This is a genomic window from Candidatus Polarisedimenticolia bacterium, assembly GCA_036001465.1.
Lineage (GTDB): Bacteria > Acidobacteriota > Polarisedimenticolia > Gp22-AA2 > Gp22-AA2 > Gp22-AA3.
In genome coordinates this window covers 1-14,993 of record DASYUH010000090.1, presented here as the reverse complement: position 1 = coordinate 14,993, position 14,993 = coordinate 1, and the positions used below count along the sequence as shown (strand labels likewise).

Annotated in this window: 13 protein-coding genes; all 13 read left to right on the top strand. The window is 69.6% G+C overall.

The genetic code is table 11. The features are described 5' to 3' along the window. The first annotated feature begins 42 nt into the window (after positions 1-42). Complete coding sequence (locus VGV60_16460; GenBank protein ID HEV8702866.1) at positions 43-1,872, top strand: TolC family protein; 1,830 nt, start codon at positions 43-45, stop codon at positions 1,870-1,872. Next, positions 1,869-3,377: a sulfatase-like hydrolase/transferase gene (locus VGV60_16455; protein HEV8702865.1), complete on the top strand. Its 1,509-nt coding sequence runs from the start codon at positions 1,869-1,871 to the stop codon at positions 3,375-3,377. The genes VGV60_16460 and VGV60_16455 overlap by 4 nt, the downstream gene beginning before the upstream one ends. A gap of 524 nt (positions 3,378-3,901) precedes the next feature. Further along, positions 3,902-4,255: an NADH-quinone oxidoreductase subunit A gene (ndhC, locus tag VGV60_16450; GenBank protein ID HEV8702864.1), complete on the top strand. Its 354-nt coding sequence runs from the start codon at positions 3,902-3,904 to the stop codon at positions 4,253-4,255. A 27-nt stretch (positions 4,256-4,282) separates the two neighbouring features. Then, the gene (locus VGV60_16445; GenBank protein HEV8702863.1) at positions 4,283-4,825 is read left to right on the top strand and encodes an NADH-quinone oxidoreductase subunit C; all 543 of its coding nucleotides are present in this window, start codon (positions 4,283-4,285) and stop codon (positions 4,823-4,825) included. Positions 4,826-4,827: 2 nt separating this feature from the next. Beyond that, complete coding sequence (nuoD, locus tag VGV60_16440; GenBank protein ID HEV8702862.1) at positions 4,828-6,045, top strand: NADH dehydrogenase (quinone) subunit D; 1,218 nt, start codon at positions 4,828-4,830, stop codon at positions 6,043-6,045. Next, a complete protein-coding gene (locus VGV60_16435) occupies positions 6,042-6,515 on the top strand; it encodes an NAD(P)H-dependent oxidoreductase subunit E (protein ID HEV8702861.1) in 474 nt (157 codons plus the stop codon). Before nuoD ends, VGV60_16435 begins: the two co-directional genes overlap by 4 nt. A gap of 5 nt (positions 6,516-6,520) precedes the next feature. Further along, the gene (gene nuoF, locus VGV60_16430; GenBank protein HEV8702860.1) at positions 6,521-7,810 is read left to right on the top strand and encodes an NADH-quinone oxidoreductase subunit NuoF; all 1,290 of its coding nucleotides are present in this window, start codon (positions 6,521-6,523) and stop codon (positions 7,808-7,810) included. A gap of 8 nt (positions 7,811-7,818) precedes the next feature. After that, positions 7,819-9,594, top strand: coding sequence for a 2Fe-2S iron-sulfur cluster-binding protein (locus VGV60_16425; GenBank protein ID HEV8702859.1), 1,776 nt, complete (start codon positions 7,819-7,821; stop codon positions 9,592-9,594). A 1-nt stretch (position 9,595) separates the two neighbouring features. Next, the gene (gene nuoH / locus VGV60_16420; GenBank protein HEV8702858.1) at positions 9,596-10,633 is read left to right on the top strand and encodes an NADH-quinone oxidoreductase subunit NuoH; all 1,038 of its coding nucleotides are present in this window, start codon (positions 9,596-9,598) and stop codon (positions 10,631-10,633) included. An 11-nt stretch (positions 10,634-10,644) separates the two neighbouring features. After that, the gene (locus VGV60_16415) at positions 10,645-11,301 is read left to right on the top strand and encodes an NADH-quinone oxidoreductase subunit J (GenBank protein HEV8702857.1); all 657 of its coding nucleotides are present in this window, start codon (positions 10,645-10,647) and stop codon (positions 11,299-11,301) included. Then, complete coding sequence (gene nuoK, locus VGV60_16410) at positions 11,298-11,600, top strand: NADH-quinone oxidoreductase subunit NuoK (GenBank protein ID HEV8702856.1); 303 nt, start codon at positions 11,298-11,300, stop codon at positions 11,598-11,600. Before VGV60_16415 ends, nuoK begins: the two co-directional genes overlap by 4 nt. Positions 11,601-11,607: 7 nt before the next feature. After that, positions 11,608-13,575 carry an NADH-quinone oxidoreductase subunit L gene (gene nuoL / locus VGV60_16405; GenBank protein HEV8702855.1) on the top strand — a complete coding sequence of 656 codons (1,968 nt, stop codon included), beginning with the start codon at positions 11,608-11,610 and terminating at the stop codon, positions 13,573-13,575. Further along, a partial coding sequence (locus VGV60_16400; protein HEV8702854.1) for an NADH-quinone oxidoreductase subunit N occupies positions 13,572-14,993 on the top strand: 1,422 nt, incomplete at its 3' end. The genes nuoL and VGV60_16400, both read left to right, overlap by 4 nt.

The window sequence follows — 14,993 nt, the reverse complement described above, 5'->3', positions numbered from 1 at the left end:
TCCCCCCTTGTGTGACATGAGCCGGCAAATCGAGGTGATCGGATGAGACGACGTGTGGCGCGCCCGAAGTTGGCCCTGCTGATGCTGGCAACCCTCCTGCCTTCCCTGGCGGCGCCCGGGGCGATGGCCCAGGAGCCGCCGGCTGCTCCACCTCCCGACGTTCCGGGAGGGACGGGGGTTCAGGAGAACCCTGCCGGATCGGCCTACGTCCTGTCGCTCCAGGACGCGAGCAAGGCCGCCCTGGAGAACAACCTCGACATCGTGGTGCGCGCCTACGACCCGCTGAGGAGCGAGGCCCAGGTGATCGCGGCCGAGGCGAATCTCGATCCGCTTCTCAGCGGGACCGCGAGCAGCAGCAGCACGCAGCGACCGTCCCCGTCGGCCTTCGTCAGGTCGAACCGGACCCATGATTTCCTCGCCTCGTTCGTGGACCCGCTCGTCACCGGCGGCCGCTACCAGATCGACCTGGAGGGCTTCGACAGCATCGCGGAGACGAGCTTCAATGCCGCCCCGACGCACGAGTACGACACCTCCTGGAAGGTCAGCATCACGCAACCCCTGCTGCGAAACCTGGGGCCCAGGACGACCAAGTCACTCATCGTGATCGCCCACCATGCCATGGAGATCAACCAGTCCCGGTTCCGCCAGACCGTGATGGACACGCTGTCGGCGGTCGAGAAGGCGTACTGGGATCTGAACTTCGCCCTCATGAACCTGAAGACCGGCCAGTCGACGCTGCAGCTCGCGCAGGACTTTCTCCAGCAGAACCGGATCAAGGTCAAGGTGGGGACGCTCGCGCCGATCGAGATCACCCAGGCCGAGGCCCAGGTGGCCGACCGGGAGGAGTTCGTGATCATCGCCGAGAACCTGGTGAAGACGGCCGAGGATGCCCTGCGAAGCGTGATGAACGTGCCGAAGGACTCCCCGCTGTGGTCGCAGTCGATCGAGCCGAGCGACCCGCTGCCCCTGGTCGAACAGAGCCCGGACATGGAGGCGTCGGTCTCGTCCGCGCAACAGAACCGCCCCGACCTGGAGCAGGCCCGGCTGGACCTGAGGACCAAGGAGACCGAGCTCGCCTTCCGGCGCAACCAGAGACGCTGGGGCCTGGACCTGAGGGGGGAGTACGGCAAGATCGGGATCGGGCAGGACGTGCCGGAAATCCTGGTCTCTTGCAGCCCCGGCGCCCTCGAGCCCGACACCGGCATCTGCCTGGACCCGACGTTCACGCCTACGGGCCGTGTCCTGGAACATGGATCCTACGGCGATTCGATCGAGGACATGAAGCGCGGTGCCAACCTGGACTGGCGGGTGTCCCTGACCCTCGGGATCCCGATCGGCAACCGGCAGGCGAAGGCCAGTTACACCGACTCGCAGTACGCCCTGTCCCAGTCGCAGCGGAACCTGGAGACGCTGGAGCTCCTGGCCCGGGTGCAGGTGCGGGACGCCGTGCGCGGCGTCCAGACGACGCTGAAGCGCGTCAAGGCGGCCCAGGTGAACGTCCGCCTGCAGAAGGAGAAGCTCGCCGCCGAGCAGAAGAAGTTCGAGAATGGCATGAGCACATCCTTCCAGGTTCTGCAGTTCCAGACTGATCTGTTCGGGGCCGCGAGCCGGGAGAATCTGGCGCTGGTCGATTACAACAAGGCGCAGGTGGAGCTGGAGCGGGTCCAGGGGACGCTCCTGCACGCCAGAAACGTCGAGCTGCCGGGCCAGGACTTCAGGCGGAAGATGCCGTTCCGGCCGAGGACCGGTGTGGACGACGCCCCCACGGTCGATTCGGAGGAGCGCCCGCCCGAGTCGGCGAGGCTCCCCCATGAGTTCGTGTTCGACGGCCGCCGGCTGGTGGCCACGGGGGGCCAGTCGCTGGCTCCATGAGCCGGCCGACCGAGGCCCGACCCGGGGCGGCGGAGCCCGGCTGGCTCCTCCCCCTCGCGCTGGCCGGTCTGGCAAGCCTCCCCCTCCCCGGATGCGGCGGAGGCCCCCGGCCGAACGTCCTTCTGGTCGTGATCGACACCGGGCGGGCCGACCGCTTCAGCTTCAACGGCTACGCGCGCCAGACCTCTCCTGAAATCGCGATCCTGGCCTCGGAAGGGGCAGTGTATGAGCAGGCCCGGACCCCGGCCCCGTGGACCCTTCCGGCGCACGCCAGCCTGTTCACGGGCCTCTACCCCTCGGCCCACGGGGCCGATTCCGGCCACCTGAAACTCGATGATCGCTACCCCACGCTGGCCGAGGCCTTCCGGGGCGCCGGCTACCGGACCGCAGGCTATGCGGCCAACCCCTGGGTCGGCCGGCAGTACGGCCTCGACCGGGGGTTCGACGGGTACGAGGAGCTCTGGAAGGGGAAGCCGGCGTGGGAGCCCGACGCCGGCGCGGGCCGGGTGAACGCCCGCGTCACACGCTGGCTCGAGTGGCGCAGGAGCACCCCCGCAGCGCGCCAGCAGCCCTTCTTCATGTTCATCAACTACCTCGAGCCGCACCTGCCGTACGATCCCCCGGAGCCGGAGCGCACCCGCATGCTGTCCCCCGGGGCGGACCCCTTGGCCGTCGAGAGGCTGCGCCGCTTCAAGCATCCCGACGAAGTCAAGTTCGTCCTGGGCCTCGGCGGCCTCGGGCCGGCGGACCTCCCCCTGCTCTCGGACCTGTACGACGGAGAGATCGCCTACGTCGACCGCCGGGTGGGGGAGCTGGCCCGCCTCCTGAGGCAGGAGGGGCTCCTCGACGACACCGTGGTCGTGGTCACGTCCGACCACGGAGAGGCGATAGGGGACCACGGCTTTCTCGACCACAAGATGAATCTCTACGAGGAGCTCCTGCGCATCCCCCTCGTGGTGCGCTATCCGCGGGCGGTCCCCGCCGGTCAGCGGATCGGCCAGCCGGTGATGCTGCAGGACCTCTTCCCCACGCTCCTCGAACTGGCGGGGATCCGGGGGGGCGGTCAGGGCGCGCCCGGAACGCCTGGATCCGAGGCTGTGCCGCTGCCGGGCATCCGCGGGATCGTGCCCGCCCCACGGCGAGCGGCCCCGGCCCCCGGACCGGATGCCTCCGATCCGGACGTCCTGGCCGGCGAATTCGCCCGGCCGATCCAGTTCCTGGAGATCATCCAGCAGCGCTTCCCGGAGGCGCGCACCGCCCCGTGGGACCGCGCCCTCGTGGCCTTCCGGGTCGGCCGCGAGAAGCTGCACTGGGCCTCCGACGGCCGCCACCGCCTCTACGATCTGGAGAAGGACCCTCTGGAGAAGGACGATCTCGCCCCGTCCCGCCCCGAGCGCGTGGCCGCCCTGGCCGCCCGGGTCGAGACCTGGCTGCGGCGCCCCGCCAGCCGTCCCCCGCTTCGCCTCCCCGACCCGACCCCCTCGCCCACGCCGACCGGCCACTGAGGCTCTCCGGCCGGCGAGGGGGGGCGCAGCGCGCCAGGCCTCATGCTCGGCGACGGGACCACCCAGACCCCCCAGGCTCCACGACTTGCCTCGAAATCGGCCCGCCACGCTGCGCCCCCCCTCGCCTGCTGAAGAGCCCTCACCGCGGGTCGGCGCGCGAGCAGCGGTCAGGCCAGGCGCCAATCGGAAACGGCCGGCGGGGCGCCGATCGGGCGTCGGCACCAGGTCCGCGAAGGCGGGGTCACCGATGAGCGCGGAGGGGGCGGGGAGGGGTGCGCCGATTTCGAGCCGCGCCATGCGGATCGGAAGGGCTGGGTTGTCCTTCGCGTGCGAGCCATGAGGCGCACCCCTCCCCGCCCCCTCCGCGCTGACCGGGGGCAACAGCCCCCCGCGCGTTGACAGGCCGAAAAGCCGGGTGCTAGCATGACGGCCTTCATTCGAGCCAGGACGCGTTTCGGGGCGGCCGTGCTTGTGAAAAAAGTCACGAATTAACGGGCCGGCGGCGCCGGGTGTGGAGAGAGGGCATGATCGAATACGTTCCGATCGGCCTGCAGCTGGTGTTCGCGTTCCTGCTGGCGGGGGGGATGCTGGGGCTGTCCTCCCTGGTCAGCCGCCGGTCGAAGAGCCGGACCGACCTGAGTCCGTACGAGTGCGGCGTCGACCTTCTCGAGCCGGGCGGCAGGCGCTACACCATCCGCTTCTACATGGTGGCCATGCTGTTCATCCTGTTCGACATCGAGGCCGCCTTCCTGTACCCGTGGGCGACGGTGTTCAGGGACCTCGGGCTGCCGGCCTTCTTCGAGATGGCCATCTTCATCGCGGTCCTCCTGATCGGGTTCCTCTACTGCTGGCGGCGGGGCGCTCTGGACTGGGACTAGTCAGGCTGGGCTCCTGGGGAGACGGACGTGGAAGGCCCCTTCATTGAACCGCACCCGCCGCGCGCGGCGGTCGATCGCCTGGGAGAGCGCTTCCCCGGGGCGGTGCTCGAGGTCGTCGAGTTCCGGGGGGAGCTGACGGTCGTCGTCCCGAAGGAGAGGATCGTCGAGATCGCCCTGTTCCTCAGGGACGACCCATCGACCGCCTTCGACATGCTGACCGTCGTCACCGGCATCCACATCGTGGGCCGCGAGCATGATTTCGAGGTCCTGTATCATCTTTACTCCCTGACCAGGAACCACCGGCTCCGCATCAAGGTGCGCCTGCGCGAGGGGGAGACGGTGGACAGCGTCACACCCGTCTGGCCCGGGGCGAACTGGCCGGAGCGGGAGGTGTTCGACCTGGTGGGCGTGCGTTTCCACGGCCATCCGGATCTGCGGCGCATCATCATGCCCGAGGACTACACCGACCACCCCCTGCGCCGCGATTTCGACGTCGAGGGGGGGCCGTCGGAGATCCGGCCGGGAGGCCGGCGGGCGTCCCCGGGCTTCCGCGACATGGAGAGCGTCTAGACATGGGGCCACCGTCCATGCGCCCGGACCCGCCGGAGACGGAAGACGCCCTGCACGGCGACACCATGACCGTGAACATGGGACCGTCGCATCCCTCCACGCACGGTGTGTTGCGCCTGGTCCTGACGCTCGACGGCGAGACCGTGAAGGCGGTGCAGGCGCACGTCGGCTACCTGCACCGCGGAATGGAGAAGATCGCCGAGGGGATGACCTACAACCAGTTCGTCCCGTACACCGACCGCCTCGACTACCTGGCCCCCCTGTCCAACAACGTCGCGTACATCCTCGCCGTGGAGAAGCTCCTGGGGATCACGGTGCCGCCGCGGGCGCAGGTCATCCGGGTCATCTGCTGCGAGATGGCGCGCATCTCGGCCCACCTCCTCTGGCTCGGGACCGGGGCGCTCGACCTGGGGGCCGCCACCGTCTTCTTCCACACCTTTCGCGAGCGCGAGACGCTGTACAACCTGATCGAATCCCTGACCGGGGGGCGGCTGACGACGTCGTACACCCGGGTCGGGGGGCTGTCGCGCGACCTGCCGGAGGGATGGGCGGCGCAGCTGGATGATTTCGTCGGCTCGTTCCCGAAGGTCCTGGACGAGCTCGATTCCCTCCTGTCGCGCAACCGGATCTGGATGAAGCGCACGCAGGGAATCGGACGGATCAGCGCCCGGGACGCGATCGCCATGAGCCTGACCGGGCCGAACCTGCGCGGCTCGGGAATCGCCCACGACCTGCGCAAGACCGAGCCGTACAGCGGCTACGAGGCCTACGACTTCGACGTGCCGATCGGCAAGGAGGGGGACGCCTACGACCGGTACCTGGTGCGCCTCGAGGAGATGCGCCAGAGCGTGCGCATCCTGGACCAGGCGCTGCGCCGCCTGGCGGACGGGCCGATCGCCGTGGACGATCCGAAGATCACCCTTCCGGACAAGGAGCGGGTCCTCACCAGCATGGAGGAGCTGATCGAGCAGTTCATGCTGGTGACCGAGGGGATCAAGGGCCCTGTCGGAGAGGTGTACCACGCCATCGAAGCCCCCAAGGGGGAGCTCGGCTTCTACATCCGGAGCGAGGGGGACAAGTCGCCGTACCGCCTGCACATCCGCTCGCCGTCGTTCATCAACTTGCAGGCGATCGAGAAGCTGGCGGTCGGCGGGCTCCTCTCCGATCTGATCGCCGTGGTCGCCAGCCTCGACCCCGTGATGGGCGAGGTGGATCGGTGAGCCTTCCCGTCCGCCCCGAGACCGACCGCCGGATCGACGATCTCCTGGCGCGCTTCCCGCAGAAGGGATCGGCGCTCCTTCCGGCCCTGTACCTGGTCCAGGAGGAGAAGGGGTGGGTCTCGGAGGCCTCGATGGAGTACGTGGCCGGGAAGATCGGGCTGTCGCCGGCGTTCGTCTCCGGCGTCGTGTCGTTCTACACCATGTTCCACCGGCAGCCGGTCGGCCGCCATCACGTCCAGATCTGCCGCACCCTGCCGTGCGCCCTGCGCGGCGCGGACGCGCTGATGGCCCACGCCGCGAAGCGACTGGGCGTGAAGGACGGCCAGACGCGCGCCGACGGGGCCTGCTCCCTCGCGTCGGTCGAGTGCCTGGGCGCCTGCGACCGGGCCCCGTTCGTGCAGATCAACGACCGGGACTTCGGGCCGGTCGACCCGTCCGGGCTGGACGAGATCCTCAAGAGGCTGGAGTAGGACCCATGGCGTTCGAGCCGCTCCTCACGCGCAACATCCACCGGGAAGGCTCGGAGTCCATCGACGCCTACCTGGCCTCCGGCGGCTACCAGGGGCTGAGGCGCGTCCTCAAGGAGTTCACTCCCGAGAAGTTCGTGGAGGAGGTGAAGACCTCGGGGCTCAGGGGCCGGGGCGGCGCCGGCTTTCCGACCGGCATGAAGTGGGGCTTCCTTCCCAAGGGCCGGGAGAAGCCGCGCTACCTGTGCGTCAACGCCGACGAGAGCGAGCCGGGCACCTTCAAGGACCGGCTCCTGATCGAGAAGGACCCGCACCTGGTGCTGGAGGGGATCATCGCCTCGGCCTACGCCATCGAGTGCAACCTGGCGTTCTTCTATATCCGCGGCGAGTTCCATCAGGGGTGCCGCACCTTCGAGAAGGCGATCGCCGAGGCGCGCGCCCGGGGCTTCCTCGGGAAGAACATCCTCGGGAGCGGCTTCGATCTCGAGATCATCGTCTACCGGGGGGCCGGCGCCTACATCTGCGGGGAGGAGACGGCACTGCTCGAGTCGCTCGAGGGGAAGCGCGGCTACCCGCGCATCAAGCCGCCGTTCCCGGCGGTCGTCGGCCTGTACGGCTGCCCGACGATCATCAACAACGTGGAGACCCTGGCCAACGTGACCCTGATCGCCGAGCGCGGCTCCGCCTGGTTCGCCGGGATCGGGCGGCCGCCGAAGAACACCGGGCCGAAGCTCTTCTGCATCTCGGGGCACGTGAAGCGCCCCGGCGTGTACGAGGCGCCCCTGGGCATTCCGTTCCTGGAGCTCCTGAACGAGCGCGCCGGCGGCATGCTCCATCCGTCCCGGCCGCTCAAGGCGGCGGTCCCCGGAGGTTCGTCCATGAAGATCCTGCCGGCGTCGAAGTGCGACGTCCTTCTGGACTTCGACTCGCTCGCCGCCGCCGGCACCAGCCTCGGCTCGGCCGGCGGCATGGTCATGGATACCGGCACCTGCATCGTCGGCGCGCTCCTGAACCTCGCGCGCTTCTACGCCCACGAGTCGTGCGGGCAGTGCACCCCATGCCGCGAGGGGACCGGCTGGCTGGTCAAGATCCTGTCCCGCCTCGAGCGGGGGGACGGTCGGCCGGAGGACGTCGGGCTGCTGGCGGACATCGCCTTCCGGATCGAGGGGAACACGGTCTGCCCGTTCGGCGAGGCGATCGCCTGGCCGGTCGATTCGTACGTGAAGGCGTTCCGGGAGGAGTTCGAGGACCACGCCCGGCGGAAGGCCTGCCCGATGCGGGCCGCCGCCGGGGCCTGAGGGAGACGATGAGCGATCCGCAGTCGCTCCAGCCGAGACTGAGCCCGCCGCCGCACCAGCCGAACGTGCCGGCGCCGGGCGCCGCCCCCGTTCCGGGCGCCGCCCCGGCGATCCCCCCGACCGGCCCGGACGAGGTGGCGCTTTTGATCGACGACCGCCCGGTGGTGGTCCGCAAGGGGGCGACGGTCCTGCAGGCGGCCGAGAAGGCCGGGATCCTGGTGCCGCACTACTGCTACCACCCGGGCATTAGCATCGCCGGCAACTGCCGCATGTGCCTGGTCGAGATCGAGAAGATGCCCAAGCTGCAGATCGGCTGCGCCACGGCCGCGGCGCCCGGCATGGTCGTGCGCACGAGCAACGACCGCGTCAAGGGAGTGCGCGCCGGGATCCAGGAATTCCTGCTGATCAACCACCCGCTCGACTGCCCCATCTGCGACCAGGCGGGGGAGTGCCGCCTGCAGTCGTACGAGAAGGACTACGGCAGGGGATTCAGCCGCTTCGCGGAGGAGAAGGTCCATTTCCCGAAGCGCTACGACATCGGCCGGAGCGTGCTGTTCGACGCCGAGCGCTGCATCAAGTGCACGCGCTGCATCCGCTTCTGCGACGAGGTCAGCAAGAGCCACGAGCTGGCGCTGTTCAGCCGCGGCGACCACACCATCGTCGGCGCCTTCCCCGGCCGTCCGCTGGACAACCTGTACTCCGGCTGCACCGTGGACGTCTGCCCCGTGGGGGCGCTGACCTGGAAGCCGTTCCGCTTCAAGGCGCGCGTCTGGTTCCTGAAGAACGTCCCGTCGGTCTGCGCCGGCTGCGCCCGCGGCTGCAACGTGAACGTGGCGACGTTCCGCAATCGCATCCACCGGATGACGCCGCGCGTCAACGCGGACGTGAACGACTACTGGATGTGCGACGCCGGCCGGCAGTCGTACGAGACCCTCTACGCCCGCCCGCGCCTCGAGCAGCCGATCGTCCGCCCCCTCCCCGCGTTGCCGGGGGCCCCGGAGGGCCCGCGGCCGCCGGCGGAAGCGGACTCGCCGTGGGACGGGGCGCTCGACCGGGCCGCGGCGCTCCTGCGTGAGGTGGCGAGGACCGGCGGCAGGGATTCCCTGGCCGCCATCGTCTCGGCGCGCCTGTCGCTCGAGGACCTGTACGTGGCGAAGCGGGTGCTCGGCGATCTCGCCGGCATCCCTCGCCTGGCGATCCCCTCCCACGAGGAGGGGGAGGACGACCACCTGCTCATCCGCCGCGACAAGACCCCGAACGGCCGGGGCGCCGAGCTCCTGGGCCTCGGCGCCCCGTCGTCCTCCCGCGTCAGGGAGATCCTGGACGACGTCGCCTCCGGCCGGGTGAAAGGGGTCGTCGTCGTGGGGGAGGACCTGCTCGCCCTCCCCGGGATCGCGCCGCCCCTGCTCGACCGGCTCGAGGCCCTCGTCGTCATCGACTGGTGGAAGAGCCCGACGGTGGAGCGCGCCCACGTGGCGCTCCCCTCGTGCGGCTACGGCGAGTTCGACGGGACGGTGGTCAATTTCCAGGGGCGGGCGCAGAGGCTGCGCGCGGCTCTCCGGCCGCCGGGGGAGGCCGACCCCGCCTGGCGCATCCTGCGCGACCTCGGGCGGCGCTTCGGCCTGGCGAACGAGTACGCCTCGGCCCCGTCGGTCTTCGACGAGATCGCCGTCAAGGTCCCCGCCTTCGCGGGCCTGACTTTTCGCGCCCTGGGGGATGCCGGCGCCCCCGTCTCCGGCGCCGCCGCGCCCCGCTCCGCGGGCGCCCCCAGGGCGGGGGCCTGACATGGACCCGGCCGTCACGCGGGTCCTGGTCGAGAGCTCGGTCAAGATCGCCCTGTTCTTCTTCGTGGTCCTCACGGTCATCGCCTACATGACCTGGGTCGAGCGCCGCGTGTCCGCATGGATCCAGGACCGCCGGGGGCCGAACCGCGTCGGGCCGTTCGGCCTCCTGCAGCCGCTCGCCGACGGCATCAAGTTCCTGTTCAAGGAGGCGATCGTCCCGCCGCACGTCTACCGGCCGGTCTACCTGCTGGCCCCGATGCTGATCTTCGTTCCGGCGCTGGTGACCTTCTCGGTCGTGCCGATCGGGCCGGCCGTGAGCCTGTTCGGCCGGAAGGTGGCGCTCCAGATCGCCGACGTGGACAACGGCATCCTGGTCATCCTGGCGTTCGCCTCCATGGGCGTGTACGGCATCGCCCTCGCGGGCTGGTCGTCCCAGAACAAGTACTCCCTGATGGGCGGGCTGCGCTCGTCGGCCCAGCTCATCTCGTACGAGCTGGCGATGGGGATCGCCATCGTCGGCGTCCTGATGGCCACGGGGTCCCTGCGGCTGAACGACATCATCACGCACCAGATCGAGCACGGATGGAACGCCCTGTACCAGTTTCCCGGCTTCCTGATCTTCGTGGTCGCCGCGTTCGCCGAGACCAACCGCCTGCCGTTCGACCTGCCCGAGGCGGAGACCGAGCTGGTCGCGGGGTATCACACCGAGTATTCCGGCATGCGCTTCTCGATGTTCTACATGGCGGAGTACGCCAACATGATCACCGGCTCGGCCCTGGCCACGACGCTCTACCTCGGCGGCTACCACGTGCCCGGCCTTTCGGCCCTCGGCCTGCCGGAGGCCGCGGCGGCGCTGGTGCAGGTCCTGGCCTTCGGCGTCAAAGTGGGGTTCTTCCTGTTCGTCTTCGTCTGGGTGCGCTGGACGCTGCCGCGCTTCCGCTACGACCAGCTGATGAACCTCGGCTGGAAAGGGCTCCTGCCGATCGCCCTGGCGCACGTCCTGTGGGTGTCGTTCCTGGTCCTCGTGGGCCGGGGATGATGGAGGGAGACGTGGTCGTCCGCCTGCTCCTGGGGCTGATCCTGATCGTGGTCGCCTTCGCCGTGATCCGCGCCCTGGCGCCCGCGCGCACGGTCCTCGCGGGGGCAGTACTCGGCGCCGGCGCGGTCGTGCTCGTGGCGCTCAACCCCGGAGCGCTCGCCAGCGTCGAGTTCTGGGCCGGGCTCGTCGGCTTCGCCGCCATCCTGTCGGCGCTGATGATCGTCATCCATCCGAACCCGATGGTGTCGGTCCTGTTCCTGATCGTCAACCTGTTCTGCGTGGCCCTCTTCTACCTCATCCTGAACGCGCAGTTCCTGGCCGTCCTTCAAGTCATCATCTACGCCGGCGCCATCATGGTGCTGTTCCTGTTCGTCGTCATGCTCCTGAACCTGAAGGCGGAGGAGGGGCTGCGCGCGGGGGGCGGGCCGCAGCGCTACGGCGCGATCGTCCTGGGCGGGCTGTTCGCCGGGCTGCTGTTCGACGCGATCCGCCACCGCGGCCCGCAGCCCTACTTCGATCCGGGAACGTTCGACTCGGGATTCGGGACGGCGCGCGACCTGGGCCGCCTCCTGTTCACGCACTACCTGTTCGCCTTCGAGGCGGCGTCCCTTCTCCTCATCGCCGCCATGATCGGGGCCGTCATCCTGGCCAAGAGGCGGCTCCGCTGATGCGCGTGGAATTCTTCCTGCTGATCGCGGCGCTGCTCTTCACCATCGGGTGCGTGGGGGTCCTGGTGCGGCGCAACGCCATCGTCATCCTGATGTGCATCGAACTGATGCTGAACGCCGTGAACCTGACCTTCGCCGCCTTCGCGCACGAGGGCCAGTCGATGACCGGGCACGTCTTCGTCTTCTTCGTCATGACGGTGGCGGCCGCCGAGGCGGCCGTCGGGCTGGCCATCGTCATCGCCCTCTTCCGGCGCCGCCGCACGACCGACATCGACGACGCCAGTCTCATGCGCTGGTAAGGACCCGATGATGCTGCAGCTGCTCTGGCTCATCCCGCTCCTGCCCCTCGGCGGCTTCGCCGTGAACGGCCTCCTGGGCGCCCGGTTCCTGCCGCGCCGCGCCGTGGCGATCGTGGCCTGCGGGTCGGTGCTGGGGGCGTTCGTCCTCTCGGCCGGCGCGATCCTGGAGCTCGGCAGCGGCGCGCGCTTCGCGCAGACGCTGTTCGAATGGATGCCCATGGGGCAGACACCCGGCGGGGACGATCTTTCGGTGAGCTGGGGGTACGCGCTCGACCCGCTCTCGGCCGTGATGATCCTGATCGTGACCGGCGTCGGCTTCCTGATCCACGTCTACTCGATCGGCTACATGGAGCACGAGTCCCGGGCCGGGTTCGCGCGCTTCTTCTCGTACCTGAACCTGTTCATGGCGATGATGCTGACGCTCGTCCTGGGGGCCTCGCTCCCGGTCGTGTTCGTCGGCTGGGAGGGGGTCGGCCTCTGCTCGTACCTGCTCATCGGGTTCTGGTACGACCGGATGTTCGACGCCAAGGCGAAGATGTCCTGCGCCGACGCCGGACGGAAGGCGTTCATCACCAACCGCATCGGCGACGTCGGCTTCGTCCTGGGAATGCTGATCCTGTTCGCCTCCACGGGGACGCTCGACATCCAGGGGATTCTCGAGAGCGCCGGGTCGATCGACCCCGCGATCGGTGCCGCCGCGGCCCTCCTGCTCTTCCTCGGGGCGTGCGGCAAGTCGGCGCAGATTCCCCTGTACGTCTGGCTGCCGGACGCCATGGCCGGCCCGACCCCCGTGTCGGCCCTCATCCACGCCGCGACCATGGTGACCGCGGGCGTGTACGTCACCTGCCGGATGGCGCCGCTCTACCTGCACGCCCCCGGCGCCATGATGGTCGTGGCCGTCGTCGGCGGGCTCACCGCGCTGTTCGCGGCGATCATCGGCATCGCCCAGGACGACATCAAGAAGGTTCTGGCCTATTCGACCGTGTCGCAGCTCGGATACATGATGCTGGGGGCCGGCGTGGGGGCGTTCTCGGGCTCCATATTCCATCTCATGACGCATGCCTTCTTCAAGGCGCTCCTGTTCCTCGGCGCCGGCTCGGTGATCCATGCCATGTCGGGGGAGCAGGACATTCGATTGATGGGGGGCCTGCGCCGCCACCTGCCGGTCACGCACGCCACGTTCGTCGTCGCCGTCCTGGCGATTGCCGGGATCCCGCCGTTCGCCGGCTTCTTCAGCAAGGACGAGATCCTGGCGGGCGTCCTGAGGGCCGGCGGCGAGTCCACGCCCTTCCTGGCGATCGGTCTGTGGGTGCTGGGAATCCTGACCGCCGCGATCACCGCCTTCTACATGACCCGGCTCTACCTGCTGGTCTTCGCCGGCGAGTCGCGCGCGCCGGAAGAGACCCGCCGCCACCTGCACGAATCGCCCGCCTCCATGACTCTGCCGCTCGTCGTCCTGGCGGCCGGGTCGGCGCTCGCCGGGTTTCTCGGCGTGCCGGAGCTCCTCGGCGGCGGCCTCCTGCCGAACTTTCTCGAGCGCTATCTCGCGCCGGTCTTCGAGGCCGCCGGGTCGGCGTTCCCGGGACACGCGGAGGGGGCCGCGCTCCCCGAAGGGGCGGCGCTCGGGATCGCGCTTCTCGCCTCCCTGGCCGGGATCGCCGCCGCTTGGGCGGCCTATCGCCGCGGGCCGCTTGCGACCGGCGCCGTCGAGCCGAGGGGGCTGACGGGCGCCGTCAAGAACCGGTTCTATGTGGACGAGGCGATCGACGCGGTCGTCCTGGCCCCTTACCGCGGGCTGTGCCGCGTGGCGGCGGCGGTCGACGAGAAGATCATCGACTGGCTGGTGAATTCCGTCGGCGCGGCCACCGACCTCGCGAGCCAGCTGGGCCGTCTGGCCCAGACGGGGTACGTGAGGAACTACGCCTTCGTCTTCTTCCTCGGGACCATCCTGGTCCTGGTCTTCGTGCTCCGATGAGCTTCGACGATCTCTCCGGGCTGCTGCCGATGCTCCTCCCGGCCGTGGGGGGCCTCCTCATCCTGGTGATGGTGGCGCTCGGGCTCGACCGGGACATCCGCTGGCCCGCCATCTACACCATCCTGTTTCTCCTCGTGTCGGGAACCCAGGCGGCGTCGCTCCTGGCGCGCGGGTACCGCGACGAGCTCTTCGACGGGGCGATCCGGGTCGACCCGCGCGCGCTGGCGTTCCACCTGATCTTCGTGATCGTCGCCGGGCTCACGACGCTGTCCTCGGCGGGCCACCTGCGCGCCGAGGGGCAGGCGCACGGCGAGTTCTTCGCCCTCATCCTGTTCTCGGTGACCGGCATGTCGATCATGGCGTCCACCGAGAGCCTCCTGACCCTCTTCCTCGGCCTGGAGATCCTGTCGATCTCCTTGTACGTCCTGGCGGGGTTCACGCGCGATCGCGTCCACGCCATCGAGGGGGCGCTCAAGTACTTCCTGCTGGGGGCGTTCTCGACCGGCTTCCTGCTGTACGGCATCGCCCTGTTCTACGGAGCCAGCGGCCGCATCGACCTTCCCGGGATCGCCTCCCACCTCGCCACGGAGCGCGGCGGCTCTCCCGACCCCATGGTCCTGGTGGCGGCGGCACTCGTCCTGATCGGCCTGGCCTTCAAGATCGCCGCGGTGCCGTTCCACTTCTGGGCGCCCGACGTCTACCAGGGATCGCTGGCGCCGGTGGCCGGCTTCATGGCCGCCGGCACGAAGGCGGCGGCTTTCGCGGCCCTCCTCCGGGTCCTCGACGTGGCGCTCCACGGCAACCAGGTGGGAGCGCGCTTCGGCGCCGTCCTGCACGGCGTGGCGATCCTGACCATGGTCTCGGGCAACGTCCTGGCCCTCGCGCAGCAGAACATCAAGAGGCTCCTGGCCTATTCCAGCATCGCCAACGCCGGCTACCTCCTGGTCGCGGTCCTCAGCGGCGGCTCCGACCGGCGCGGGAGCTCGATCGTCCTGTTCTACCTGGCCGCCTACGCCTTCATGACCATCGGCGCCTTCTCGGTCGCGGCGCTCGTCGGCCGCGCCGGCGAGGGGGATCAGGGGTATTCCCTACCGGCGTACGCCGGCCTGTCGCGACGGAGGCCCTGGCTGGCCGCGGCGATGGCGCTCTTCATGCTGTCCCTGACCGGCATCCCCCCGACCGGCGGCTTCATGGGGAAGTTCTACGTCTTCAAGGCCGCGGTCGACACGGGACAGTTCGATCTGGCGATCGTCGGCCTCCTCTCGTCGGTCATCGGCGCGTTCTACTACCTGCGCGTCGTCGTGCAGATGTACGTCCGCGATCCGGGCCCGGAAGGGGGCCCCGCCTCGCTCGAGCCGGCGGAGGCGCTGGGGATCACCATCGCCGCCGCGTCGACCCTGTGGATCGGTCTCTTTCCC